The sequence below is a fragment of the Streptomyces sp. NPDC034099 genome (assembly GCF_055575415.1).
This window is the reverse complement of record NZ_JBVISR010000016.1, coordinates 83,134-108,215: the sequence shown is the minus strand read 5'-3', so window position 1 is coordinate 108,215 and position 25,082 is coordinate 83,134. Positions and strand designations below refer to the sequence as shown.

Below are 25,082 nucleotides of genomic sequence, written 5' to 3'. Positions count from 1 at the left end.
CGGTTGAAGGCCACCCGATCGGCGCATATCAGATGCATACGGGTGGCCGGGTGGCATTCGGGCAACCGTCGACGACCAGTGCCCCTGGAAGCCTTCCGCGGCCTACTGTTGAGGTGTGCGCCCGCCGTGCCCAGCCGCGGTCGGGGCACCCCCCTGCCCCGAGTGACAGGGGAAGGGGTCTCCCACGCGGAGCCGTTGAAGGTGGTCGAGGCGGGGGCCGCGTGGCGTGGGCACCGCCGGCTGTGAGAGGGACGGGAATGGAACCGACCGAGAGCGCCGCCGCGGGCTCACGGCTGAGCCTGCGTCGCATGGTGGACGCGTGGCACGTGAGCCGGTGGCTCGGGCAACGCGATGGTGGCGTCCCGCATCCCGCGACGGGCACCCGGGTGCCGCCGGCCGCCGGCCGCGCCCCCGGACACCTCCACGGTCCGGCCGACCCGGACGGCGAACGGCACCTGTCCTGGCCCGCGTTGCCCGCGGCGATCGTCGCGACCGCCGCCTTCGTCCTGGGCGCCGGTTTCTACCGGGCGTTCAGCGACGGACACGCCCTCTTCCCGGCCGGCACCGTCGGCTGGTCCCTGGCCGTGCTGGCCGGCATCGTCGTCGGCCACCTGGTCATGCTCGGCCGCTCCCGCTGGTGGGGCGGCACCGGTTCGGGCGCCGCCCTCACCCTCGCCGTCCTGCTGCTGTACGGCTGGATTCCGGCCGGCATGGTCAGCCTCACCGTCGTCGTCCTGGTCGGCATAGCCCGCCGGGGCCGCTGGCGGCAGGGCGTCCTGCACGGCGCGGTGGACATCCTCGGCATCGCCGCGGGCGCCGTGCCCCTCGGCGTCTGCGGCTCCGTACCGTCCGTGGAGCACCCCTGGGACCCCGAGACCTGGGGGGTGTACGCGGCACCCAAGGTGGTGCTCGTCGCCGTCGCCTACCTCGCCGTCACCCGCGCCCTGCTGTGGTACATCCAGACCCCGCGCCCCGGTCTGCCCACCGCCGCCCGCACCGCCCTGGTCAGACACGGCCTGGTCGCGGTCGCCCTGCTCGGCATCGCCCCGCTGATCTGCGTCGTCGCCGTCGCCAAGCCGCTGCTGCTGCCGCTGTTCGCCATCCCGCTCATCGCCCTCGACTCCACGCTGTGGATCGCCCGCGCCCGCGCCGAGGAGCAGCTGCGCGACCCGCTCACCGGCCTGCCCAACCGGCAGTGGCTCCTGGAGCGCACCTGGACCGCGCTGGACGACGCCGAGCGCATCGGCGCCCGCGCCGCCCTGATGCTGATCGACCTCGACCGTTTCCGGTCGGTCAACGACACCCTCGGACACCTCGCCGGCGACCGGCTGCTGCTGCAGACCGCCGACCGGCTGCGGCAGGCCCTGCCGCGCGGGGCGGAGGCCGCGCGGCTCGGCGGTGACGAGTTCGCCGTCTTACTTCCCGTCGCCGACTCCACCACGTCGGCGACCCGGATCGCCCGGGGGCTGGTGGCCGAGCTGAGTTCCCCGATGGACCTGGACGGGCTCACCCTCGTCCTGGAGGCCAGCGCCGGCGTCGCCGTCTTCCCCGACCACGCGCTGGACGCCGAGGGGCTGCTGCGCCGCGCCGACGTGGCGATGTACCAGGCGAAGCGGGACCGCACCGGTGTGGAGGTCTACGAGTCCAAGCGGGACTCCAACACCCCGGACCGGCTCGGCCTCCTCGGCGACCTGCGCCGGGCCCTGGACGCCCACGAGGTCCAGCTGCACTACCAGCCCAAGGTCCGCTTCGACGGTCAGGTCGCGGGCCTGGAGGCCCTGGTGCGCTGGGTGCACCCCGAGCGGGGCAAGGTGCCGCCGGACGAGTTCATAGCCATCGCCGAGTCCTCCGGGCTGATGCCCCACCTCACCGAGTACGTGCTGGAGACGGCGCTCGCCCAGGTCGCCCGGTGGCGCGCCCAGGGCCTGTTCGTGCCGGTCGCGGTCAACGTCTCCCCGCGCGACGTCCACACTCCCGGCTTCGCGGGCTCGGTGGCCGCCCGGCTCGCCCGGCACGGAGTCCCCGCGGGAGCGCTCCAACTCGAGATCACCGAGCACGTCCTCCTGGAGGACCCGCAGCGGGCGGCCGACACCCTCAACGCGCTGACCGGCCACGGCGTCAAGATGTCCCTGGACGACTTCGGCACCGGCTACTCCTCCCTCGTCCACCTGCGCAGGCTCCCCGTCAGCGAGCTGAAGATCGACCGCTCCTTCGTGGCCCGGCTGGCCATCGACACCGAGGACGCCGAGATCGTGCGCTGCACCGTCGACCTCGCCCACTCGCTCGGCCTGCTCGTCGTCGCCGAGGGCGTGGAGGACGACGAGACCTGGGAGCGCCTGCGGGACCTCGGCTGCGACGCCGTACAGGGCTGGCTGGTCGCGGCCGCGATGCCCCCGGAGGAGACCACCGCCTGGCTGCTCGCCCGCGGCTCCCGCGGCTGGGTCCGGGCCGCCGCCGCACTGCCCGCGGCAGCGACCGACGAGTGACCTGACCGCAGCCGACCGCGGCACGCGCCCCTGTCGTCGGCACCCCGGCCCGCCCGAGCAGGCCGGCGCCCCGCCCGTCTGCCCGGCGCGTTCCCCACCGCCCCGCCCCGCCCCGCCCCGCCCCGCCCCGCCTCGCACGGACTGGACGGGCCCGGCTCGGCGCAGCTCGTGTGATTCCGTTCAGCGCGTCCCGTCCTGCGGGGCGAACCGCTCGATCAGCAGGGCGAGTCGGTGGTCGTGGGACTCCTGAGGGAGTCGGCCGCTGCGCATCAGGGTCACCAGGCCGTGCAGTCCCGCCCAGAAGGTCTCCGTGAGCAGTGCCAGGTCGTCGCCCTCGTGCGCGACCGGCTCGACGGCGCGCAGCAGCTCGCCGAACGCCTCCTGGAGGGGCGCCGGGGCCTCGGGCGTGGCGAACGGCAGGTCCACCAGGTGCGTGAACATCGCGTCGTAGAGCGCGGGCCGCCGCCGTCCGAAGTCCGTGTACGCCCGGCCGACCGCCGCCAGCCTCCCGTGCGGGCCCTCGGCCGCCGCGGTGGACGCCCGCAGGTCGGCCGTCAGCTCCTCGCAGCCCCGCACCGCGACCGCCGCCATGATCGCGCCCTTGCCCTTGAAGTGGCTGTACAGGACCGGCTGGCTGTACTCGATCTCCGCGGCCAGCCGGCGGGTGGTGACCGCGTCCCAGCCCTCCGCCTCGGCCAGGTCCCGCGCGGCCGTCACGATCAGCCGCTCGCGTTCCGCTCGTTCGCGCTCCCGGCGCGTCTGAATCGTCATGACCGCGATTCTAGCAGCGCTAGCCATCCTGTCGCCGCTCTGCTAGCGTCACTCTTGTCCCTAGCGCTGCTAGCAAGGAGTCGTCGTGACCGTCACCGCGTACACCCTGGCCATCGTGCTCAACCTGTTCTGCCTCTTCCTCGGGTACCGCTTCCTGTTCCAGCCCGGCGCGGCCGCCACGGGCTACGGCGTCCCGGCCGACCCCGGCGGCGACGCCGGCGCCTATCTGACGATCAAGGGCGTCAGGGACGGCACGCTGGGCGTGGTGGGACTGGCGCTGCTGGCCTTCGCGGGCGCCCGCCCCGAGGCGTGGTTCATGCTCTGCGTCGCCCTCGTGCCGCTCGCCGACACGCTCATAGTGCTGCGCCACGGGGGTACGAAAGCGGTGGCCTTCGGGGTCCACTTCGCCACCGCGGTCGTTGTCCTGATCAGTGCCGGACTGCTCTTCGCGGTCTGAGCGCCCGTCCGCCGTACCGTCTCAGGGGGTTCGAGAATGTCGCTGTTCGTTCCGAAGTTCGACGAGTCCGTGGTCGTCCGGGAGGCCGAGGCCGAAGTCGTCGGCCGCGCGCCCACCACCGTGCGCCTGCTGGCCGACAGCAGCGCCACCGGCGGCGCCCTGTCCACCCAGCGCGTCACCCTCACCGAGGGCGCCGACGGCGCGGCACCGCACTGGCACGACGACTCCGCCGAGATGTTCTTCCTGCTCGACGGCGCCGCCGACGTCCTCTCCGGCGACGAGGTCCTCACCGCGGGCCCCGGCGACCTCGTCGTCGTCCCGCCCGGCAAGCCGCACGCCTTCGCCGCCGTGCCGGGCTCCGACGCCGACCTGCTCATCGTCCTCACCCCGGGCGTCGAGCGCTTCGAGTACTTCCGCCACCTCCAGCGCATCGCCCTCGGCGAGGCCACCCGGGAGAGCCTGCTGGAGGTCCAGGAGCTCTACGACAACCACTTCCTGCGCAGCACCGCCTGGGACGCGCGGCGCCGCGCGGCCGCCCCGGGGGAAACCGTTTAACGGCCACGGGGCCCGGCCCCATAGGATTGGGCCAAACCCATTGGGCCGAATCGACCGGGACGAGCAGCTCGCCCCGGCCGGTGTGCCCCGACCACACACTCACCCAGAGGAACGCTGCATGCCTGGCATCACGCGCGAGGAGGTCGCCCACCTCGCCCGGCTGGCGCGTCTGGAGCTGAAGCCCGAAGAGCTCGAGCACTTCGCGGGACAGCTGGACGACATCATCGGCGCGGTCGCCCGCGTCAGCGAGGTCGCCGACCAAGACGTACCGCCGACCTCGCACCCGCTCCCGCTGACGAACGTCATGCGGCCGGACGAGGTCCGTCCGTCGCTCACGCCCGAGCAGGCGCTCTCCGGCGCCCCGGCCCAGGAGCAGCAGCGTTTCAAGGTGCCGCAGATCCTGGGGGAGGAGTAAGCCATGAGCGACATCATCAAGCTCACCGCGGCCGAGATCGCCGCGAAGATCGCCTCCGGCGAGCTGACCGCCGTCCAGGTCACCGAGGCCCACCTGGCCCGCATCGAGGCCGTCGACGAGAAGGTGCACGCCTTCCTGCACGTGGACCGCGAGGGCGCGCTGGCCCAGGCCCGCGCCGTCGACGAGAAGCGCGAGCGCGGCGAGAAGCTCGGCCCGCTGGCCGGTGTCCCGCTCGCGCTCAAGGACATCTTCACCACCGAGGGCATCCCCACCACCGTCGGCTCGAAGATCCTCGAGGGCTGGATCCCGCCGTACGACGCGACGGTCACCAAGCGGCTCAAGGCCGCCGACGTCGTCATCCTCGGCAAGACCAACATGGACGAGTTCGCCATGGGGTCCTCCACCGAGAACAGCGCCTACGGCCCGACCGGCAACCCCTGGGACCTCACCAAGATCCCCGGCGGCTCCGGCGGCGGTTCCTCCGCCGCGCTCGCCGCCTTCCAGGCGCCGCTCGCCATCGGCACCGACACCGGCGGCTCCATCCGCCAGCCCGCGTCCGTCACCGGCACGGTCGGCGTCAAGCCGACGTACGGCGGCGTCTCCCGCTACGGCATGGTGGCCTTCTCCTCCTCCCTCGACCAGGGCGGCCCCTGCGCCCGCACGGTCCTGGACGCGGCCCTGCTGCACGAGGTGATCGCCGGGCACGACCCGATGGACTCCACCTCCATCGACGCCCCGGTCCCCGCCGTCGTCGAGGCGGCCCGCAACGGCAGCGTGGACGGCATGCGCGTCGGCGTCGTCAAGCAGTTCCGCGGCGAGGGCTACCAGGCCGGTGTCGTCCAGCGCTTCGACGAGTCCGTCGAACTGCTGAAGTCGCTGGGCGCCGAGATCGTCGAGCTGGACTGCCCGTCCTTCGACCTCGCGCTCTCCGCCTACTACCTGATCGCGCCCTCCGAGTGCTCGTCCAACCTCGCCCGCTTCGACGGCCTGCGCTACGGCGCGCGCGTCCGCGACGACGGCACGCACTCCGCCGAGGAGGTCACCTCCCTGACCCGCGAGGCCGGCTTCGGCCCCGAGGTCAAGCGCCGCATCATGCTCGGCACGTACGCCCTGTCGAGCGGGTACTACGACGCCTACTACGGCAGCGCCCAGAAGGTCCGCACCCTCATCAAGCAGGAGTTCGAGCGGGCCTTCGAGCAGGTCGACGTGATCGTCTCCCCGACGACCCCGACCACCGCCTTCGCGATCGGCGAGCGCGCCGACGACCCGATGGCGATGTACCTGGCCGACCTGTGCACCATCCCGACCAACCTGGCGGGCAATGCGGCCATGTCGCTGCCCTGCGGCCTCGCGCCCGAGGACAACCTGCCGGTGGGTCTGCAGATCATCGCCCCCGCCATGAAGGACGACCGGCTCTACAAGGTCGGCGCCGCCGTCGAGGCCGCCTTCGTGGAAAAGTGGGGCCACCCGCTGATCGAGGAGGCACCGTCGCTGTGAACGCACTGTCCAAGGCCAAGGGCTTCAAGAAGTCCAAGTCCGGTCTGTACGTCTCGATGGCCACCTCGGCGTTCGGCGCCGTGGGGGTCTACAAGCAGATCAAGAAGGCGCGTGGCGAGAGTGACACGCTGCGGCTGCTCGACGCCGTCGTCACCGGCGCCGCCGTCGTCACCAACCTCGCCATCCTCTACCGCGAGCTGAAGCGCCTGGGCGACGACGACGTCCTGCTGGGCTGAGAGGGAAGTTTCACCGTGACCACCACGACCGACCTGGTGTCGTACGAGGACGCACTCGCGTCGTACGACCCCGTCATGGGCCTCGAGGTCCATGTCGAACTCGGCACCCACACCAAGATGTTCTGCGGCTGTTCGACCGCACTGGGTGCCGACCCGAACACCCAGACCTGCCCCGTCTGCCTCGGCATGCCCGGCGCGCTTCCGGTCGTCAACGCGACCGGCGTGGAGTCGGCGATCAAGATCGGTCTCGCGCTGAACTGCGAGATCGCCGAGTGGTGCCGCTTCGCCCGGAAGAACTACTTCTATCCGGACATGCCGAAGAACTTCCAGACCTCCCAGTACGACGAGCCGATCGCCTTCGACGGCTACCTCGACGTGCAGCTGGAGGACGGGGAGACCTTCCGCGTCCAGATCGAGCGCGCCCACATGGAGGAGGACACCGGCAAGTCGCTGCACGTCGGCGGCGCGACGGGCCGTATCCACGGCGCCTCGCACTCCCTCCTCGACTACAACCGCGCCGGCATCCCGCTCATCGAGATCGTCACCAAGCCGATCGAGGGCGCGGGCGAGCGGGCGCCGGAGGTCGCGCGGGCCTACGTCCGCGAGCTGCGCGAACTCATCCGTGCCCTCGGCGTGTCCGAGGCCCGCATGGAGATGGGCCAGATGCGCTGCGACGTCAACCTGTCGCTGCGCCCGCACGGCCGGGAGAAGTTCGGCACCCGCAGCGAGACCAAGAACGTCAACTCGCTGCGCTCCGTCGAGCGTGCCGCCCGCTTCGAGATCCAGCGGCACGCCGCCGTGCTGGGCGGCGGCGGCACGATCATCCAGGAGACCCGCCACTTCCACGAGGACACGGGGTCCACCACCTCGGGCCGCGTGAAGGAGGAGGCGGAGGACTACCGGTACTTCCCGGAGCCCGACCTGGTGCCCGTGGCCCCGTCCCGCGAGTGGGTCGAGGATCTCCGGACGCAGCTGCCCGAGCTGCCGCTGGTGCGCCGCAACCGGCTCCGCGAGGAGTGGGGCATCTCCGGCAACGACATGCAGTCCATCCTCAACGCCGGAGCGCTCGACCCGATCGTCGCCACCATCGACGCCGGGGCCGACGCGGCCTCCGCCCGCAAATGGTGGATGGGCGAGCTGGCCCGCAGCGCCAACGAGTCGGGCAAGACGCTCGACGAGCTGGCGATCACGCCGGTCCAGGTCGCCCGCGTCGCCGAACTGGTCACGAAGGGCGAGCTGAACGACAAGCTGGCCCGCCAGGTCATCCTGGGCGTCCTCGCCGGTGAGGGCACGCCGGACGAGGTCGTCGAGCAGCGCGGCCTGAAGGTCGTCTCCGACGAGGGCGCGCTGACCGCCGCCGTCGACGAGGCCATCGCCGGCAACCCGGGCGTCGCGGACAAGATCCGCGGCGGCAAGGTGGCCGCGGCCGGCGCCCTGGTCGGCGCGGTCATGAAGGCGACCCGGGGCCAGGCGGACGCGGCCCGCGTCAAGGAGCTGATCCTGGAGAAGCTGGGCGTCACCGAGGGCTGACATCCGGTCACACCACGAGCCCTGGGGGGACACGCCGACCGCGGCGTGTCCCCCCAGGGCCGTTGTTGTGAATAAGGACACTAAGTCCGCAAAGGATCACTTCTGCCTGCAAGAGTGATTCCGCATTGCTCATGCGTTCTTTGCGGGCGATTCACACCGTGGACGTCTGTTCCCGGTGTTCCCGGCTTTCCGGGTGTTCCCGGTCAAAGATCCATAATCAGACACCCCCGGGAGCACGTACGTGGCAGCCCTCGCACGCTGGTGTGTTCGACGTCGCCTGGTATCCGTCCTGCTCTGGCTGCTCGCCCTCGGCGGCGTGGCCGCGGCCGCCACGGTCACCGGCTCCGCGTACTCCAACGACTACGGGATCCCCGGCACCGGCTCCGACCGCGCCTCCCGGCTGCTCGAATCCCGCTTCCCCGACCTCGGCGGCGACAGCGACACGATCGTCTGGCACACCACGACCGGCACCGTCCGCGCCGCCGACGTCGAACAGGCCATGACCCGCACCCTGGACCGCATCGCGGACCTGCCCGGAGTGGCCGCGGTCACCAACCCGTACCACGACCCCGACTCGCCTCTCATCAGCGAGAACGCCGACACCGCGTACGCCACCGTCACTTTCGAGGCCCCCTCCCAGGACATCGACGCGGGCCAGGCGCGGGCCGTGGTCGACACCGCCGAGTCGGCCCAGACCGACGGACTCCGGATCGAACTGGGCGGCAGCGCCATAGCGCTCACCGAGTCCGGCGGCAGCCATCTCGCCGAGGCCGTCGGCGTGGCCGTGGCCGCGGTCGTCCTGTTCCTCGCCTTCGGCTCCGTCGCCGCGGCGCTGCTGCCCATCGCCACCGCGCTGGTCTCCGTCGGCACCGCCTACGCCGGCATCACGCTCCTCGGCCACGCCATGACCGTCGCGGACTTCGCGCCCATGCTGGGCACCCTCATCGGACTCGGCGTGGGCATCGACTACGCCCTGTTCATCGTCACCCGGCACCGGCGCGGACTGAAACGGGGGCTGTCGGTCGCGGAGGCCGCCGCCGACGCCGTGGCGACCACCGGACGAGCCGTCGTCTTCGCGGGCGCCACCGTGTGCATCGCCCTGCTGGGGATGCTGATCCTCCGGCTCAGCTTCCTCAACGGCGTCGCCCTCGCCGCCTCGCTGACCGTGCTCCTCACCGTCGCGGCCTCCGTGACGCTGCTGCCGGCCCTGCTGTCGTACATCGGCCCGCGCGCCCTGAGCCGGCGCGAGCGGCGCCGGCTCGCCGAGCACGGTCCCGAGCCCGAGGTGCCGACCGGGTTCGCCGCCCGCTGGTCGGCCTTCGTCGAGCGCCACCCGAAACTGCTCGGCGTGCTCGCCCTCGTCGTCATCACCGTCGTCGCCCTGCCCACCCTCGGCCTGCGCCTCGGCACCTCCGACCAGGGCAACGACCCCAAGGGCACCACCACCCGCCAGGCCTACGACCTCCTCGCCGACGGCTTCGGCCCCGGCGTCAACGGTCCGCTCACCCTGGTCACCGAGGTCCGCGGCGCCGAGGACCGCCTCGCCCTGGACAACCTCGACGCCACCCTGCGCACCACCGAGGGCGTCTCCTCGGTGACACCGGTGATGTACAACTCCGGCGGCGACGCGGCGTACCTCACCGTCGTACCCGAGTCGGCGCCGCAGTCGCAGCAGACCAGCGACCTGGTCGAACGGCTGCGCGACGAGGTGCTGCCGCGCGCCGAGGCCGGCACCGCGCTCGACGTGCACGTGGGCGGTGTGACGGCCGGCTACGACGACTTCGCCGACGTCATCATCGGCAAACTGCCCCTCTTCGTCGGCGTCGTCATCGGGCTCGGCTGCCTGCTGCTCCTGCTGGCCTTCCGCTCCGTCGGCATCCCCCTCAAGGCCGCCGCCATGAACGTGGCCGCGGTGGCCGCCGCCTTCGGCGTGGTGGTGGCGATCTTCCAGTGGGGCTGGGGGAGCGAACTGCTCGGCCTCGGCAGCGCCGGGCCGATCGAACCCTTCCTGCCCGTGATCATGGTCTCGGTGCTCTTCGGGCTCTCCATGGACTACCAGGTCTTCCTCGTCAGCCGGATGTACGAGGAGTGGCTGGAGACCGGCGACAACCGCCGCTCCGTCCGGGTCGGACTCGCCGAGACCGGCCGCGTGATCAACTCCGCCGCCGTCATCATGATCTCGGTCTTCCTCGCCTTCGTCCTCAGCGGCGACCGGGTGATCGCCATGTTCGGCATCGCGCTCGCCGCCGCCGTCGCCCTGGACGCCTTCGTGCTGCGCACCCTCCTGGTGCCCGCCCTGATGCACCTGCTCGGCCGCGCCAACTGGTGGCTGCCGCGCCGCCTGGACGCCCTCCTGCCCCGCATCAGCATCGAGCCGCCCGAGTGCCGGGCCGCCCATGAGAGGCTGGCCGCGGCGACGGACGCCGAGGTGGCGGACGTCCTCGCGGAGGAGGAACGACAGCGGGATGTACGCGATACCACTGGGTGACGGAGCCGAACTGCGCCCCCTGGAGACCTGGCACGCCGAGGAGTTCCTGGCCCACCTGGACCGCGGCCGGGACTTCATCACCGAGCACATCCCGTTCGGGGCGAAGGCCACCGACGTCGACTCGGCGCGCGAGGTGCTCCAGGCCTACGCCGACCGGCACGCCGCCGACAGCGGCTTCCTGCACGGGCTGTGGCTGGACGGCACGCTGGTCGGCGGCCTGCTCTACCGGGTCTTCGACGCCGCGACCGGCGTCTGCGAGATCGGCTGCTGGCTGGAGCCCGCGGCAACGGGCCGCGGCCTGGTCACCCGCGGCGCCCGCGTGCTGATCGACTGGGCTTTCGACGAGCGCGGCATGCACCGCGTGGAGTGGTACGCCTCCTCGGCGAACACCCCGAGTGTCAACGCCGCGCGGCGACTCGGCATGATGCGAGAGGGCGTGCTGCGCGAAAGCTTCCCCCACCGGGGCACGCGCCAGGACATGGAGGTGTGGGCGGTGCTCGCACCCGAGTGGCGTGCGGCACGCGAGGCACGCGCGCGTGCCGCTCACAAGGATCATTAAGGGACCTCTCAGACAGCGTCCGTACGGTGCGAGGCATGGGAACGAAGACAGTGGACGAGACCGGCGTGAAGACCGACGAGCACAAGACGGACGAGACGACCGAGGCGACCGACGCCGCCGGGTCCACCGAGGTCACCAAGGCGGCCGAGGCCCCTGAGGCGGCCGGGACCGACACCCCGGAGGGCGCCGACGCGGCGACGGACGAGGACACGGACGGCACCGAAGGGACCGGGGCGGGCCCCACCGGCGTCGGCCAGGGCGCGGGCGCCGTCGTCTCCGCCGGCCTCGGCATCGTCTCCCTGACCGGCAGCTGGGTCGGCACCGTGGCCTCCGCGCGCGAGTCGCTGATGGGCCAGCTGCAGACCTCCTCGTCGTCGAACGTCGGCACGCTGATCGAGAAGGGCTACGGCAACGCCTGGCAGGCCACCGCGATGTGGGGCGGCATCTTCGCCCTGGTCGCGCTGATCGTCGGCGTCGTCGTGCTGGCCCGCCCCGCGTTCGGCGCGCCCGGCCGCCCGCAGGCCCCGTGGATCAAGTCGGTCGCCTGGGCGGGCGTCGCCCTCGGCGTCATCGGCCTGCTCCTGGCCGTCCTGAAATACACGGACGTCCTGCTGGGGCTGCCCTCCGCCGGCTGACCAGGCACCTCTGAGGGGTCTTAGGGCCGTCGCACGCCTGTGGCGCGCGTCCTAAGACCCCTCACGCATGTCTAAGGCCCCCCGCGGCGCCGAAGATGCGGAACTTACCCGATGCGGCCCACCCCCCTGGGAGACGAAGGTTGAGGCATCGCAAACGAGCGAAGCCGAAACCGAAGAGGAACCGAGGGGCACACCATGTACGAGTACGAGATCCAGCGGTACCGCTCCGCCGAGCTGATCCGCCGCGCCGACGAGGCCCGGCTGGCCCGCGAGGCGGTCCGGGCCCGGCGCGCCGCCCGCCGGGCGGCCCGCCACGGCGCCGCCGAGGCGGAGAGCCATACGCCGCGACAGCGCCGGCACCGGTTCGCCCGGGCCGCGTGAACGGGGGAGCCGGGGAGGGAGGCCGCACGGCCTCCCTCCCCGCCGTCGTTCCGGCCGCCGTCCGCCTGCCGAAAACCGGTGACCCGCTGTCGTACCCGCGTGCGATGCTCGGGTCCGTGGAGACCAGGTCCGTCAGTCCCGTGTTCGTCGGCCGCACCGGCGAACTGGACACGTTGAACGAGGCGCTCGCCCGCGCGTCCGCCGCCGGGGGAGAGCCGCAGGCCCTGCTGCTCGGCGGCGAGGCCGGCGTCGGCAAGACCCGCCTCGTCGAGGAGTTCGCCGCATCGGCGGACCGGCGGGGCGCCGTCGTCGCGCTGGGCGGCTGCGTGGAGATCGGCGCCGACGGGCTGCCCTTCGCGCCCTTCTCCACCGCGCTGCGCGCCCTGCGCCGCCAACTGCCCGAGGAGCTGGCTGCCGCGGCCGCCGGGCAGGAGGAGGAGCTGGCCCGGCTGCTGCCCGAACTGGGCGAGGGCGCCGCCGCCGGACCCGGCACCGGCCGGCACGACGAGGAGAGCATGGCCCGGCTCTTCGAACTCACCGCCCGCCTGCTGGAGCGCGTCGCCGCCCACCACACCGTCGTCCTCGTCCTGGAGGACCTGCACTGGGCCGACGCCTCCACCCGCCACCTCATCGCCTACCTCTTCCGCACCCTGCGCACCGGCCGCCTCGTCGTCCTGGCCACCTACCGCTCCGACGACATCCACCGCCGCCACCCGCTGCGCCCCCTGCTCGCCGAGCTGGACCGGCTGCGCACCGTCCGCCGCCTCGAACTCGGCCGCTTCACCCGCGACGAGGTGGGCCGCCAGATCGCCGGGATCCTCGCCCAGGAGCCCGACCCGCTCCAGGTCGACGCGATCTTCGAACGCTCCGACGGCAACGCCTTCTTCGTCGAGGAACTCGCCGTCGCCGCCCACGAGGGCAGCTGCACCGGCCTCACCGACTCCCTGCGCGACCTGCTCCTGGTCCGCGTCGAAGCCCTGCCCGAGAGCGCCCAGCGGGTCGCCCGGATCGTCGCCGAGGGCGGCTCCACCGTCGAGTACCGGCTGCTCGCCGCCGTCGCCCGGCTCGCCGAGGACGACCTCATCGAGGCGCTGCGCTCCGCGGTGAACGCCAACATCCTGCTCCCCGCGCCCGACGGCGACGGCTACCGCTTCCGCCACTCCCTGGTCCGCGAGGCCGTCGGCGACGACCTGCTCCCCGGCGAACGCTCCCGCCTCAACCGGCGCTACGCGGAGGCGCTGGACGCCGATCCCACGCTGGTGCCCGCCGCCGAGCGCGTGATGCGCCTGGCCAGCTACTGGTACCACGCCCACGCCCCGGCCAAGGCCCTGCCCGCCGTCCTGGACGCCTCCGTCGAGGCCCGCCGCCGGCACGCCTACTCCGAGCAGCTGCGGCTGCTCGAGCGCGCGATGGAGCTGTGGGACTCCGTCCCCGACGACGTACGCGCCACCCTGCGCCCCGTGGACTACACCGAGGTCTATCCGCCCTGCGGCTGCGACCCCGCCACCACACCCCTGCGCTACCTGGACCTGATGGCCGAGGCGGCCGTCGCCGGGCGGCTGTGCGGCGAGCGCGAGCGCGCCATGAAGATCACCAAGCGGGCGCTGCGCCTGCTGGACGAACAGGACACCGGCGGCGGCGCGGGAGCGGGCGGCCGGGACCCGCAGCGGGCCGCCTGGTTCTGGACCCAGCGCTCCCTGCTGGTCCAGGCCCAGGGCCGCGGCGACGGCTGGCGGGAACTGGGCATCGCCCAGGAGCTGGTGCGCGGCCTGCCGCCCTCCCAGGTGCACGCCGAGGTGCTGGCCATGTCCGCCAACTGGTCGATGCTCCACTGCCCGGGCCCCGACGCCATGACGGCAGCCGAACGGGCCGTCGAGTACGCGCGCATGGTGGGCGCCGACGAGATCGAGCTCAACGCCCGGCTCACCCTGGGCGGCCTGATGGTGGACGCGGGGCAGATCGACGCCGGACTCGCCGAGATGTTCCAGGTCAGGGATCTGGTGGTGGCCAGGGACCGGTCCGTCGTGGTGGCCCGCAGCCATGTCAACCTGCCCTCGGCCCTGGAGAGCGTCGGCCGCTCGCGGGACGCGCTCGGCATCCTGCGCGAGGGCATCGAACTGACCCGGCGTACGGGCCTGCTGGAGTCCGAGGCCTGGGTCTGGGGCAACCTCGCCGAGTCGCTGATCTCCCTGGGCCGCTGGGACGAGGCCCTGGAAGCGGCGGACCGGGCCGGAGCACCGGGCCGCAGCCCCGCACCGCGCGGTGGCGCCGCACTCAAGCGCGTCACCGTCGCCCTCGCCCGCGGCGAGCGGGCCGAGGCCGCCCGGCTGCTCGCCGAGGCACGCGCCGCCTACGGCTCCCACGACCCCATGCCGCAGTACCGCCTGCCGCTGGCGGCCCTCACCGTCGGCGTCGCCGCGGCCGACGGCCGCCTCCAGGACGCCCGCGCCGAACTCGCCCGCGTCCTGGACACGGGCTTCCCGCCCGGCACCCAGCGCTACGGCTGGCCCCTGCTGCTGTCCGCCGCCGCGGCGGAGGCCGACGCACGCACCCTGCCGGAGGCCGAAGCGGGCCGCGACGACATCCTCGAACGCCTCGCCGGGGCCGCGAAGCACCTGACGACGGGCGCCCCGGTCTGGGTCGCCCACGAGCGGTGGGTGCGCGCCGAACTCCACCGCGCCCGGGGCCGGGACACCCCGCGGCTCTGGTCGGAGGCGGTCACCGCCTTCGAATGCCTGGAGCGGCCCTACGACCTCGCCCGCGTCCGGCACCGGCTGGCCGGCGCCCTCCTGGCGACCGGCGGCGAGGACGAGCGTGCCCGGGCCACGGAGCTGCTGCGCCTGGCCGGCACCGTCGCCGACCACCTCGGCGCCCGTCCGCTGGCCGACGCCGTGGCCGAGCTCGGCCGGCGCGCCCGCCTCACCCTCGGCCGCGCCGCCGCACCGGGCCCCGCGTCCCCGACCGCCGGACCCGTCGAGGCCCTCGGCCTGACCGGCCGGGAGCGCGACGTCCTGCGGCTGGTCTCCGACGGCCGCACCAACCGGCAGATAGCGGAGGAACTCTTCATCTCCCCCAAGACGGCCAGCGTCCACGTCTCCAACATCCTGGCCAAGCTCGGCGTCTCCGGCCGGGGCGAGGCGGCGGCGGTGGCCCACCGGCTGGCGCTGTTCCCCGCCGAACCGCTCCCGTCCCGTTCCGCGGAGTGAGGCTTACGCTGTAAGGACGCCGACCGACGGAGGCACGATGTTCAACGCATTCGAGGAACTGTTCTCCCCCGGCCGCAAACACACCCAGGACGAGCAGAACCGCCTCGAACTGACCCGCGAGGACGTCGGGGACGGCGACCCCGGTCACGGCCCCATAGACCTCACGTCGGGCAAGGTCGTCGTCCACCGGCCGCGTTCCGACGAGGAGGCGGAGGACCCGGGGACCCCGTCTCCGGAGGACGAGTAACCGGTCGCCTAGGGCCTGTCGTTCGGATCAGGTCGGCTGAGAGTTACTGCGCTTTCAGCCCAGCCGAGCCCCGCGACACCGGCATGATCCGAACGACAGGCCCTACTTCACCCGCAGCTCCAGGATCCGGTCGTCGTCGCCCTTCGGGTCGCCGCGGCCGTCCGTGTTGCTGGTCACCAGCCACAGCTTGTCGCCGCCCGCCGGGGCCACCGTGCGCAGTCGGCCGTACTCGCCCTCCAGGAAGGCCTGCGGGTCGGCCGCGGCCTCCGTCCCCTTCAGCGGGATCCGCCACAGCCGCTCACCGCGCAGCCCCGCCATCCACACGGAGCCCTCGGCGTAGGCGATGCCGCTGGGGGAGGCGTCGTCGGTCCTCCACTGCGCGACGGGGTCGTGGAACCCGGAGCCGCCGCCCTTGCCCTCGGCCTCGGGCCAGCCGTAGTTGTCACCCGGCTTGATCGCGTTCAGCTCGTCCCAGGTGTCCTGGCCGAACTCCGAGGCGAACAGCCGCTGCCTGCCGTCCCAGGCCAGCCCCTGCACGTTCCGGTGGCCGTACGAGTACACGGGGGAGTCGGGGAAGGGATTGCCGGGCGCCGGTTCGCCGTCCGGGGTCATTCGCAGGATCTTGCCGCCGAGGGACTTCTTGTCCTGCGACAGGCCCGTGTCGCCGCTCTCGCCCGTGCCCGCGTAGAGCATCTTGTCGGGGCCGAACGCGATCCGGCCGCCGTTGTGGATCACGCCCTTCGGGATGCCCCGGAAGACGGTGTCCGGGGCGCCCAGCTGCTCGCCGGCCGGCTTCCTCTCGTCGTACAGCATGCGCACGACGCGGTTGTCCGAGGCCGAGGTGAAGTACGCGTAGACCAGGTGGTCGGAGGCGAAGCCGGGGGAGAGCGCGATGCCCAGGAGGCCGCCCTCGCCGGACGGGGACACCCCCGGCACCTCGCCCAGCTCGGTCTTCTTGCCCGACTCGGTGTCGACCCGCGTGATCGTGGCCTCGTCGCGGGAGGAGACCAGCAGGTCGCCGCCCGGCAGCGGGGCCAGGCCCCAGGGGCTGTCCAGCCCCGTGGCGACCGTACGGAGCACCTTGACCGAGCCCTTCGCGGGGGCTGTCTTCTCGGCGGGCGACCCGGCGGACGAGGACGGCGCCGCCGTACTGGCCGGGGAGGAGCTGCCGTCCGCTCCGGACGGGTCCGCGCCGCCGGAGGAGTCGGAGGAGCAGCCGGCCGTCAGCAGGAGAGCGGCGGCCAGCACGGCCGGCACGGCTCGACGTTGCACGATCTTGGTCCCTTCGACGCGGCGGGTTCTCCTTGTCATACACCGCACGGGCCGTCCAAGTTCCCGATCGGCGAATCCCGAACCCGGGACAGGGCCGTGACCGGGTCCGGCGGCGGCCGGCAGGGGCGACCGCGCGCGTCACTCCCAGGAACCCTGCGCCGGCGGCAGCGCCCGCACCTCCGCCAGGTCCCGCTCGGTCAGCCGCAGCCGGGCCGCCCCCGCGTTCTGCGTCACCCAGCGCTCCTGCTTGGTGCCCGGCACCGGCACCACGTGCCGCCCCTGCGCCAGCACCCAGGCCAGCGCCACCTGCGCCGCGGTGACCCCGTCGCCGTGCCGGGCCGCGATCCGGCGCAGCGCGGCCACGATCGGCTGGTTGGCGGCCATCATCTCGGCGGTGAAGCGGGGGTGCCGGGCCCGCAGGTCCTCCGGCTCGAAGCCCTGGCCGGGCGTCAGCGTGCCGGTCAGATAACCGTTGCCCAGCGGCATCGCGGCCAGGAAGCCGACGCCGCGCGAGACGCACCACGGCAGCAGGGTCCGCAGCGCCTCCGGCGACCACACCGACAGCTCGGCCTCGACCGCGCTCACCGGGAAGACCTGCTGCACCCGCTCCAGTTGGCGGATCGTCGCGTCGTGCAGCCGCGCCCCCGGCCGCCGGGCCGACCGCGCGCCGACCGCGCACAGGCCGAGCGCCCGCACCTTCCCGGCCCGCACCAGCTCCGCCATCGCGCCCCAGGTCTCCTCGACGGGTATCTCGGGGTCGGCGCGGTGCAGTTGGTACAGGTCGATGACGTCCGTCTGGAGCCGCCGCAGGGACGCGTCGCAGGCACGTCTCACATAGCCGGGGCGGCCGTTGGCCACGATGTGCTGTTCCCCCACCAGCAGACCGACCTTGGTCGACACGAAGGCCTCGGACCGCCGCTCCTTCAACACCCGGCCCAGCAGCAGCTCGTTGGTGAACGGGCCGTACATGTCCGCCGTGTCCAGCAGGGAGGACCCGAGGTCGAGGGCCCGGTGCACCGCCCTGAGCGACTCGTCGCCCCGCTGCCGCGAGGCGCTGTACGCCCAGTTCATCGGCATGCACCCCAGTCCGACGGCCCCCACCGCGAGTGCCGTCGCGCCGATCGTCCTGCGCTCCACCGGTCGTGACCCTCCCTTGTCGGACCACCCAACCTAACCTTTGCCTCTCCGCCCCCTGACATAGCCTCCTGACCATGACTGCTGACGTGTGGCTGCCCATCCCGCCGGACGAGATCGAGGGCCTCCCCGAGGGCCCGGCCTACCGACACTGGGACGGCGAGGAGACGTATCCCGCCGACCCGGCCGACTGTGCGTTCTACGTCGTCCCCTACATGAAGCCCAGCGGGATCGGCGTACGCCCGCTGCCCGAGATGCGCTCCGTCCAGGTCGTCCAGACCCTCTCGGCGGGCATCGACCACGTCGAGCCCGGTCTGAAGCACCTGCCCGCGGGCGTACGGCTGTGCAACGCGCGCGGCGTGCACGAGGCCAGCACCGCGGAGCTGACCCTGGCCCTGATCCTGGCGTCGCTGCGCGGCATCCCGGACTTCGTGCGGGCGCAGGACCGCGGCGAGTGGCTCGGCGGGTTCCGGCCCGCGCTCGCGGACCGGACGGTCCTCATCGTCGGGTACGGGTCGATCGGCGCCGCGATCGAGGACCGGCTCGTGCCGTTCGAGGTCGCGCCGGTGGTGCGCGTCGCGCGCTCCGCCCGCACCACGGAGCGCGGCCCCGTGCACCCGCTCACCGAACTCCCCGCCCTGCTCCCGCGGGCCGACGTCGTCATCCTGTCCACACCGCTCACCGAGGCCACCCGGGGACTGGTCGACGCCGAGTTCCTGGCCCGGATGAAGGACGGTGCCCTGCTCGTCAACGTGGCGCGCGGACCGGTCGTGGACACGAAGGCGTTGCTCGCCGAACTGGAGAGCGGGCGCCTCACCGCAGCCCTCGACGTGACCGACCCCGAACCGCTGCCGCCGGGCCACCCCCTGTGGCATGCTCCCGGCATAGTCGTCAGCCCGCACGCGGGCGGTCCGACCTCCGCCTTCCTGCCGCGCGCCAAGCGGCTGCTGGTGGGTCAGTTGAACCGGTTCGTGAACCGGGAGCCGCTGCGCAACGTGATCCTTACGACGGGCGCGTAATCGGTTTCGGGCACCCTCCGCGACCCCCCGGATGCGGTGGGTGCGTGCATATCCGCTGGTCGTCACGGAGCGTAGAGAACCTATGTCCCTGAGTGACGAGACTGGTGTATCGTCCGACAGGGGATGCGCCGCGCACCGTACGGCGCCGGGGATGGACATCTCAGACTGTGAGGGGGGCGACGGGCGATGCACGGCCTATGGACCAACGATCCGACGCGGCGGAGCCGCCGCCGGCGACCCTGGCGCACGACCGCCCACCGGCCGGGACGGCACGGCCTCCACGGCGGCCGGCCCGCACAGCGCTGCCCCCACCCGCGGCGGCCGGGCGACCGCAACAGGCAGGACCGGCCGGCCCACCGGTGTGCGCGGGACGCGGGAGCGGTGCGGACCGGGAGGCCGCGGTGAGTCCGCCCCCCGTGCCCACGCTGGACGGAGCGCTGCGCGGCCCGGCCCCGGCCGGGCCGCTGCCGGCCCGGCCGCCGGCCGCCGGCGCACCGCCCCTCGTCCGTCAGCTCGTGCTCGCCCTGGTCTGCGCGGCCTACGCCGTCGGAGCCGCGCTCGGCTGGGGCTCGCAGTACGTCGCCAAGATCATGGGCGACTTCGGGCTGAGCGCCGCCGCGGCGGCCGCCGCCGTCTCCTGCTTCCTCTACGCCCGCGGACGCCGAGTCCGTTTTCGACCCGCCTGGCTGCTCTTCGCCCTCTCCTCGGCGATGGCGTCCCTGGGCAACCTGGTCTGGGGGTGGTACGAGGTCGTGCTGCGGGTGCCGGTGCCCAGCCCCAGCTACGCGGACCTGTTCTTCCTGTGCTTCGCCCCGCCCGCCATCGTGGGACTGCTGGTGCTGGCCAAGCGGCCGGTGACCAAGGCCGGCTGGATCTGCCTGGGCCTGGACGCCTGGCTGATCGGCGGTTCGCTGCTCACCCTGGCCTGGAGCCTGGCGCTCGCCCAGGCGGCGAAGGCCGAGGGCGGGTCCAGCGTCGCGCACTCCGCCCTCTCGGTGGCGTACCCGCTGCTCGACATCGCTCTCGTCAGCATGGTGCTGGCGCTGCACTTCAGGCGGTCGCCGGTCTGCAGGTCCGCCGTCAACACCGCCATCGGCGCGCTGGCCCTGACGGTGATGTGCGACGCCCTGTTCACCTCGCCGCTGCTGCACAACAGCTACCGCTCAGGACAGCTCCTCGACGCGGGCTGGTTCGCCGGCTCCTTGCTGCTCGCGTACGCCCCCTGGGCCGCGTCCCGGCGCGGGCGGTCGGCGCCGGACGAGCGGGGGACCGGCGGGCACACCCGCGTGGTGCGCGAGCACGTCCCCGGACAGCGCGGCGCCGGCCACCAGCCCACACCCGCCGTCGTACCGTCCGCCTCCGCCACGCCCTCCGCCCTGCCCGGGCCGGGACAGGGCGGCGAACGGGGCCGCTATCCGGCCGCCCGGCCCATCGCCGGGTCCCTGGCCGCGCTCACGCCGTACCTCGCGGCCGCCGTCTGCACCCTGGGCATCCTCTACAACGTGCTCAACGGCCGCAGCGTCGACCGCGTGGTGCTGCTGACCGGCGGCACCGTCGTGCTGGCGCTCGTCGTCCGGCAGGGCATCATGCTGCTCGACAACATCGTCCTCACCCAGGAACTGGCCCAGAAGGAGAACCACTTCCGCTCCCTGGTCCAGGGTTCGAGCGACGTCATCATGATCGCCGCACCGAACGGCATCCTCCGCTACGTCTCCCCGGCCGCCGCCGGGGTCTACGGACGGCCCGCGGAGGACCTGGTGGGCACCGAGCTGGCCGGGCTCATCCACCCCGAGGACCTCGGCTGCGTGGTGCACGAGGTACGCCGGTTCCTGGCCGCCAGCCCGGTCGAGGAACCCACCACGCGCATCGAGTGCCGCTTCCGCTCCGGAGAGGGCGGCTGGCTCAACGTCGAGTCGACCGTCAACCGGCACCACGGCGGCCTCATCTTCAACAGCCGGGACGTCACCGAGCGGGTGCGCCTCCAGGCGCAGCTCCAGCACAACGCCGAGCACGACCCGCTCACCGACCTGCCCAACCGCGCCCTGTTCACCCGGCGCGTCCAGCAGGCCCTCTCCGGCCGCCGCGCCTCCGACCGGGGCGCCGCCCTGCGCGGCACGGCGGTGCTCTTCATCGACCTCGACGGCTTCAAGGGCGTCAACGACACCATCGGGCACCAGGCCGGGGACGAGCTGCTCGTCCAGGCTGCCCGCAGACTCCACGACGCCGTCCGCAAGGGGGACACCGCCTCCAGACTCGGCGGCGACGAGTTCGCCGCCCTGATCGTCGGGGACGGCGCCCGGGACCGGGCCGCCCGCGAGGGCCACATCCGGGAGCTGGCCGACCGGCTCAGGCTCACGCTCTCCCAGCCCTACCTCATCGACGGCAACGAGGTCCGGGTCAACGCCTCCATCGGCGTCGCCTTCGCCGAACCGGGGCTGGGCGCGGGCGAGTTGCTGCGCAACGCCGACCTCGCCATGTACCGGGCCAAGGCGGGCGGCAAGGGTCGCGTCGAGCTGTACCGGCCGCAGATGCAGCAGGACGTCGTACGCAAGGCCGAGCTGGCCACCCGGCTGCGCGCCGCGCTGCACGACGGGGAGTTCGCCCTGCTGCACCAGCCGGTGGTCTCCCTCACCGACGGCCGGATCACCTCGGTCTGCGCCCAGCCCCGATGGCGCTCCTCGCAGGGTGTGCTGTTCACCCCCGCCGAGTTCCTGCGGGTGACCGAGGAAGGCGACAGAACCGCCGAACTCGACCGCTGGGTGCTCCGCGAGGCCGTGGAGCAGGCCGCCGAACGCGCGGCGACCGGGCTGTCCGTGACCGTGGCCATACGCATCGGCGCCCGCCGCCTGCTGGACCGCTCCATGCCGCTGGGCTCCGTGGAGGCCCTGCTGACCCGGCACGGACTGCCGCCCGGCTCTCTTGTGATCGAGCTGTCGGACATCGACCCACGGGTCGGCCTCGACGAGCTGGACCGCCGGCTCAACGCCCTGCGCCGGGTCGGTGTCCGGATCGCCCTGGACGGCTTCGGCAGCGGCTACGCGGCGATCACCGCGCTGCGGCGGCTGCCCGTGGACGTCCTCAAGCTCGACCGGGGCCTGGTCGAGGGCGTCGTGGAGTCCGCGCGACTGCACAAGATCACCAGCGGTCTGCTGCGCATCGCCACCGACCTCGGGCTGAAGTCCGTCGCCGACGGCGTCGACCTGCCCGAGCAGATCGTCGCCCTGCGCGCGATGGGCTGTACGCACGGACAGGGCATGGCGTTCTCCGGGGCCCTGGACGAGTACCGGCTGCGCAGAGCGCTCGGCAACGGCCACTACCCGGTGCCGCACGGACCGGCCGAACCGGCCTTCGCGGGCGGCGGCGCCGGGGTGTACACCAAGGGTGTCGGCGGCCCCGCCCCCGGCCAGGTCGTCGGCGGTGTCTCCGGGCTGCCGGCCGTCCTGAGCGGCGGCACGGCCCTCCGCTCACATAATGAGACTCCCGTCCCACCCACTTGACAGTGAGTGCGCGCCGGAGGGAAGGTCAGTGCCATGCGCACCCGAATTCTCGTACTTGGAAAGCGCGTCGGCTGAAGCTGGTGACGTCCGGACCGACTCGGACTCCCCCACACCCGGCGCGCTCCCCTCGCTTGCCTTATGGCACGAGGGGTTTTTTGTTGCACAGGCACCTGCCCGGCAGCAGCCACAGACCGCACGAACCTCGCAAAAACCCTCAGCATCGAGAAGAGAATGCCGATGACCGAGCAGGCCACCGGGGCACACCCGCAGCCCCGGCCCCGATCCGGAGGACAGTCCGCCCCCGAGCACGTCACGGGTGCGCAGTCCCTCATTCGCTCTCTCGAGGAGGTCGGCGCCGACACCGTATTCGGCATCCCCGGGGGCACGATCCTCCCGGCCTACGACCCGCTGATGGACTCCACCAAGGTGCGTCACGTCCTGGTCCGTCACGAGCAGGGCGCCGGCCACGCCGCCACCGGCTACGCGCAGGCCACCGGCAAGGTGGGCGTCTGCATGGCGACCTCGGGGCCCGGCGCCACCAACCTGGTCACCCCGATCGCCGACGCCAACCTGGACTCCGTGCCCCTGGTCGCGATCACCGGGCAGGTGGTCTCCTCCGCGATCGGCACGGACGCCTTCCAGGAGGCGGACATCGTCGGCATCACCATGCCGATCACCAAGCACAGCTTCCTGGTCACCAAGGCCGAGGACATCCCCCGGGTGATCGCGCAGGCGTTCCACATCGCGTCCACCGGCCGCCCCGGCCCCGTGCTGGTGGACATCCCCAAGGACATCCTCCAGAAGAAGACCACCTTCTCCTGGCCGCCGGTCATGGACCTGCCCGGCTACCGTCCTGTCACCAAGCCGCACGCCAAGCAGATCCGCGAGGCGGCCAAGCTGATCTCCGCGGCGAAGCGCCCCGTGCTCTACGTCGGCGGCGGCGTGCTCAAGGCCCGGGCCACCGCCGAGCTGAAGGTCCTCGCCGAACTCACCGGAGCGCCCGTCACCACCACCCTGATGGCGCTCGGCGCGTTTCCCGACAGCCACCCGCTGCACGTGGGAATGCCGGGCATGCACGGTGCGGTCACCGCCGTCACCGCGCTGCAGAAGGCCGACCTGATCGTCGCCCTCGGAGCCCGCTTCGACGACCGCGTCACCGGCAAGCTGGACGGCTTCGCCCCGTACGCCAAGATCGTCCACGCCGACATCGACCCGGCCGAGATCGGCAAGAACCGCGCCGCCGACGTCCCGATCGTCGGCGACGCCCGCGAGGTCATCGCCGACCTCGTGCAGGCGGTCCAGAAGGAGCACGACGAGGGCAACCGGGGCGACTACACCGCCTGGTGGAAAGACCTGGCCCGCTGGCGCGACACCTACCCCCTCGGCTACGACCAGCCCGAGGACGGCTCGCTCTCCCCGCAGCAGGTCATCGAGCGCATCGGGCAGCTGGCACCCGAGGGCACGATCTTCGCGGCCGGCGTCGGCCAGCACCAGATGTGGGCCGCGCACTTCGTCCAGTACGAGAAGCCCGCCACCTGGCTGAACTCCGGCGGCGCGGGGACGATGGGCTACGCGGTCCCGGCCGCCATGGGCGCGCAGGCCGGCATGCCCGACCGCACCGTCTGGGCGATCGACGGCGACGGCTGCTTCCAGATGACCAACCAGGAACTGACCACCTGCGCCCTGAACAACATCCCGATCAAGGTCGCCGTCATCAACAACGGCGCCCTCGGGATGGTCCGCCAGTGGCAGACCCTGTTCTACAACCAGCGGTACTCCAACACGGTGCTGCACTCCGGCCCGGACGACGTCAACCCGGAGGCCCGCGGCACCCGGGTCCCCGACTTCGTGAAGCTGTCGGAGGCCATGGGCTGCTACGCCATCCGCTGCGAGGACCCCGCCGACCTCGACAAGGTGATCGAGGAGGCCAACTCCATCAACGACCGCCCGGTCGTCGTCGACTTCATCGTCCACGAGGACGCGATGGTCTGGCCGATGGTCGCCGCCGGCACCTCCAACGACGAGATCATGGCCGCCCGGGACGTCCGCCCCGACTTCGGCGACAACGAAGACGACTGAGCGAGAGAGACCGAAGAGACCATGTCCAAGCACACGCTCTCCGTCCTGGTGGAGAACACCCCCGGCGTCCTGGCGCGGATCACCGCCCTCTTCTCCCGCCGCGGCTTCAACATCGACTCGCTCGCCGTCGGTGTCACCGAGCACCCCGACATCTCCCGCATCACCATCGTGGTGAGCGTCGAGGACTTCCCGCTGGAGCAGGTGACCAAGCAGCTCAACAAGCTGGTGAACGTGCTCAAGATCGTCGAGCTGGAGCCCACCCAGGCTGTCCAGCGCGAACTCGTTCTGGTGAAGGTGCGCTCCGACAACGAGACGCGCTCCCAGATCGTCGAGATCGTCCAGTTGTTCCGCGCCAAGACCGTCGACGTCTCCCCGGAGGCCGTCACCATCGAGGCCACCGGCAGCGGCGACAAGCTGTCCGCGATGCTCAGGATGCTGGAACCGTACGGCATCAAGGAACTCGTCCAGTCCGGCACGATCGCCATCGGCCGCGGCGCCCGTTCGATCACGGACCGCTCGCTGCGCGCACTCGACCGGTCCGCATAACGACGGAAACGGGCGGTCGCGGACACCGTCGGCCGCCCGTATTCCGAGACCCCGAAACTTCCCTTCCCCCTA

General features: G+C 72.6%; 20 protein-coding genes. 17 read left to right on the top strand and 3 right to left on the bottom strand.

Annotated elements, in window-relative coordinates; genetic code table 11:
- The first annotated feature begins 257 nt into the window (after nt 1-257).
- Nucleotides 258-2,486, top strand: a complete 2,229-nt coding sequence (gene rmdB, locus ACZ56V_RS34010) for a cyclic Di-GMP phosphodiesterase RmdB (protein ID WP_398917985.1) — start codon at nt 258-260, stop codon at nt 2,484-2,486.
- A gap of 180 nt (nt 2,487-2,666) precedes the next feature.
- Here rmdB and ACZ56V_RS34005 read toward each other — a convergent pair whose 3' ends face one another.
- Nucleotides 2,667-3,257, bottom strand: coding sequence for a TetR/AcrR family transcriptional regulator (locus ACZ56V_RS34005; protein WP_398917983.1), 591 nt, complete (start codon nt 3,255-3,257; stop codon nt 2,667-2,669).
- An 85-nt stretch (nt 3,258-3,342) separates the two neighbouring features.
- On the opposite strand from ACZ56V_RS34005, the gene ACZ56V_RS34000 reads away from it, so the two are divergent.
- The 12 genes from ACZ56V_RS34000 to ACZ56V_RS33945 all read left to right on the top strand — a co-directional run bounded on the left by ACZ56V_RS34000 (nt 3,343) and on the right by ACZ56V_RS33945 (nt 15,463).
- The gene (locus tag ACZ56V_RS34000; protein ID WP_398917980.1) at nt 3,343-3,714 is read left to right on the top strand and encodes a DUF4267 domain-containing protein; all 372 of its coding nucleotides are present in this window, start codon (nt 3,343-3,345) and stop codon (nt 3,712-3,714) included.
- Between the two features lie 36 nt (nt 3,715-3,750).
- Nucleotides 3,751-4,269 carry a cupin domain-containing protein gene (locus ACZ56V_RS33995; RefSeq protein WP_468947461.1) on the top strand — a complete coding sequence of 173 codons (519 nt, stop codon included), beginning with the start codon at nt 3,751-3,753 and terminating at the stop codon, nt 4,267-4,269.
- A 118-nt stretch (nt 4,270-4,387) separates the two neighbouring features.
- Nucleotides 4,388-4,684, top strand: coding sequence for an Asp-tRNA(Asn)/Glu-tRNA(Gln) amidotransferase subunit GatC (gene gatC, locus ACZ56V_RS33990; protein WP_003973500.1), 297 nt, complete (start codon nt 4,388-4,390; stop codon nt 4,682-4,684).
- A 3-nt stretch (nt 4,685-4,687) separates the two neighbouring features.
- Nucleotides 4,688-6,181 carry an Asp-tRNA(Asn)/Glu-tRNA(Gln) amidotransferase subunit GatA gene (gene gatA / locus ACZ56V_RS33985; RefSeq protein ID WP_468947458.1) on the top strand — a complete coding sequence of 498 codons (1,494 nt, stop codon included), beginning with the start codon at nt 4,688-4,690 and terminating at the stop codon, nt 6,179-6,181.
- Complete coding sequence (locus tag ACZ56V_RS33980; RefSeq protein WP_104633353.1) at nt 6,178-6,417, top strand: hypothetical protein; 240 nt, start codon at nt 6,178-6,180, stop codon at nt 6,415-6,417. The genes gatA and ACZ56V_RS33980 overlap by 4 nt, the downstream gene beginning before the upstream one ends.
- Nucleotides 6,418-6,432: 15 nt before the next feature.
- Complete coding sequence (gene gatB, locus ACZ56V_RS33975; RefSeq protein WP_468947456.1) at nt 6,433-7,947, top strand: Asp-tRNA(Asn)/Glu-tRNA(Gln) amidotransferase subunit GatB; 1,515 nt, start codon at nt 6,433-6,435, stop codon at nt 7,945-7,947.
- A 241-nt stretch (nt 7,948-8,188) separates the two neighbouring features.
- Entirely contained in the window at nt 8,189-10,435 is a 2,247-nt protein-coding gene (locus ACZ56V_RS33970) for an MMPL family transporter (RefSeq protein ID WP_468947454.1), read from the top strand.
- Nucleotides 10,413-10,994, top strand: coding sequence for a GNAT family N-acetyltransferase (locus tag ACZ56V_RS33965; protein ID WP_104633356.1), 582 nt, complete (start codon nt 10,413-10,415; stop codon nt 10,992-10,994). The genes ACZ56V_RS33970 and ACZ56V_RS33965 overlap by 23 nt, the downstream gene beginning before the upstream one ends.
- A 35-nt stretch (nt 10,995-11,029) precedes the next feature.
- Nucleotides 11,030-11,629, top strand: coding sequence for a hypothetical protein (locus ACZ56V_RS33960; RefSeq protein ID WP_398917971.1), 600 nt, complete (start codon nt 11,030-11,032; stop codon nt 11,627-11,629).
- Between the two features lie 195 nt (nt 11,630-11,824).
- Entirely contained in the window at nt 11,825-12,010 is a 186-nt protein-coding gene (locus ACZ56V_RS33955) for a hypothetical protein (RefSeq protein WP_356367506.1), read from the top strand.
- 104 nt (nt 12,011-12,114) lie between these two features.
- The gene (locus ACZ56V_RS33950; RefSeq protein ID WP_468947451.1) at nt 12,115-15,216 is read left to right on the top strand and encodes a helix-turn-helix transcriptional regulator; all 3,102 of its coding nucleotides are present in this window, start codon (nt 12,115-12,117) and stop codon (nt 15,214-15,216) included.
- A 37-nt stretch (nt 15,217-15,253) separates the two neighbouring features.
- A complete protein-coding gene (locus tag ACZ56V_RS33945; RefSeq protein ID WP_398917967.1) occupies nt 15,254-15,463 on the top strand; it encodes a DUF6191 domain-containing protein in 210 nt (69 codons plus the stop codon).
- A gap of 102 nt (nt 15,464-15,565) precedes the next feature.
- Here ACZ56V_RS33945 and ACZ56V_RS33940 read toward each other — a convergent pair whose 3' ends face one another.
- A complete protein-coding gene (locus ACZ56V_RS33940; RefSeq protein ID WP_398914708.1) occupies nt 15,566-16,774 on the bottom strand; it encodes a PQQ-dependent sugar dehydrogenase in 1,209 nt (402 codons plus the stop codon).
- Between the two features lie 99 nt (nt 16,775-16,873).
- Nucleotides 16,874-17,872, bottom strand: a complete 999-nt coding sequence (locus ACZ56V_RS33935) for an aldo/keto reductase (RefSeq protein WP_104633362.1) — start codon at nt 17,870-17,872, stop codon at nt 16,874-16,876.
- Nucleotides 17,873-17,946: 74 nt separating this feature from the next.
- On the opposite strand from ACZ56V_RS33935, the gene ACZ56V_RS33930 reads away from it, so the two are divergent.
- The 4 genes from ACZ56V_RS33930 to ilvN all read left to right on the top strand — a co-directional run bounded on the left by ACZ56V_RS33930 (nt 17,947) and on the right by ilvN (nt 25,010).
- A complete protein-coding gene (locus ACZ56V_RS33930) occupies nt 17,947-18,888 on the top strand; it encodes a 2-hydroxyacid dehydrogenase (protein ID WP_356367515.1) in 942 nt (313 codons plus the stop codon).
- Nucleotides 18,889-19,289: 401 nt separating this feature from the next.
- Complete coding sequence (locus ACZ56V_RS33925) at nt 19,290-22,385, top strand: putative bifunctional diguanylate cyclase/phosphodiesterase (protein WP_467383549.1); 3,096 nt, start codon at nt 19,290-19,292, stop codon at nt 22,383-22,385.
- A gap of 237 nt (nt 22,386-22,622) precedes the next feature.
- The gene (locus tag ACZ56V_RS33920) at nt 22,623-24,464 is read left to right on the top strand and encodes an acetolactate synthase large subunit (RefSeq protein WP_398914713.1); all 1,842 of its coding nucleotides are present in this window, start codon (nt 22,623-22,625) and stop codon (nt 24,462-24,464) included.
- A gap of 21 nt (nt 24,465-24,485) precedes the next feature.
- Nucleotides 24,486-25,010 carry an acetolactate synthase small subunit gene (gene ilvN, locus ACZ56V_RS33915; protein WP_052838449.1) on the top strand — a complete coding sequence of 175 codons (525 nt, stop codon included), beginning with the start codon at nt 24,486-24,488 and terminating at the stop codon, nt 25,008-25,010.
- Nucleotides 25,011-25,082 lie beyond the last annotated feature (72 nt).

Bases quoted from the DNA above. Each gene is read 5' to 3' on its own strand.
- ACZ56V_RS33965 (WP_104633356.1), top strand. From the start codon at position 10,413: ATGTACGCGATACCACTGGGTGACGGAGCCGAACTGCGCCCCCTGGAG.
- ACZ56V_RS33955 (WP_356367506.1), top strand. From the start codon at position 11,825: ATGTACGAGTACGAGATCCAGCGGTACCGCTCCGCCGAGCTGATCCGC.
- ACZ56V_RS33930 (WP_356367515.1), top strand. From the start codon at position 17,947: ATGACTGCTGACGTGTGGCTGCCCATCCCGCCGGACGAGATCGAGGGC.
- gatA (WP_468947458.1), top strand. From the start codon at position 4,688: ATGAGCGACATCATCAAGCTCACCGCGGCCGAGATCGCCGCGAAGATC.
- ACZ56V_RS33995 (WP_468947461.1), top strand. From the start codon at position 3,751: ATGTCGCTGTTCGTTCCGAAGTTCGACGAGTCCGTGGTCGTCCGGGAG.
- ACZ56V_RS33920 (WP_398914713.1), top strand. From the start codon at position 22,623: ATGACCGAGCAGGCCACCGGGGCACACCCGCAGCCCCGGCCCCGATCC.
- ACZ56V_RS34005 (WP_398917983.1), bottom strand. From the start codon at position 3,257: ATGACGATTCAGACGCGCCGGGAGCGCGAACGAGCGGAACGCGAGCGG.
- ilvN (WP_052838449.1), top strand. From the start codon at position 24,486: ATGTCCAAGCACACGCTCTCCGTCCTGGTGGAGAACACCCCCGGCGTC.
- rmdB (WP_398917985.1), top strand. From the start codon at position 258: ATGGAACCGACCGAGAGCGCCGCCGCGGGCTCACGGCTGAGCCTGCGT.
- ACZ56V_RS33940 (WP_398914708.1), bottom strand. From the start codon at position 16,774: ATGACAAGGAGAACCCGCCGCGTCGAAGGGACCAAGATCGTGCAACGT.
- gatC (WP_003973500.1), top strand. From the start codon at position 4,388: ATGCCTGGCATCACGCGCGAGGAGGTCGCCCACCTCGCCCGGCTGGCG.
- ACZ56V_RS33945 (WP_398917967.1), top strand. From the start codon at position 15,254: ATGTTCAACGCATTCGAGGAACTGTTCTCCCCCGGCCGCAAACACACC.
- ACZ56V_RS33950 (WP_468947451.1), top strand. From the start codon at position 12,115: ATGCTCGGGTCCGTGGAGACCAGGTCCGTCAGTCCCGTGTTCGTCGGC.
- ACZ56V_RS33960 (WP_398917971.1), top strand. From the start codon at position 11,030: ATGGGAACGAAGACAGTGGACGAGACCGGCGTGAAGACCGACGAGCAC.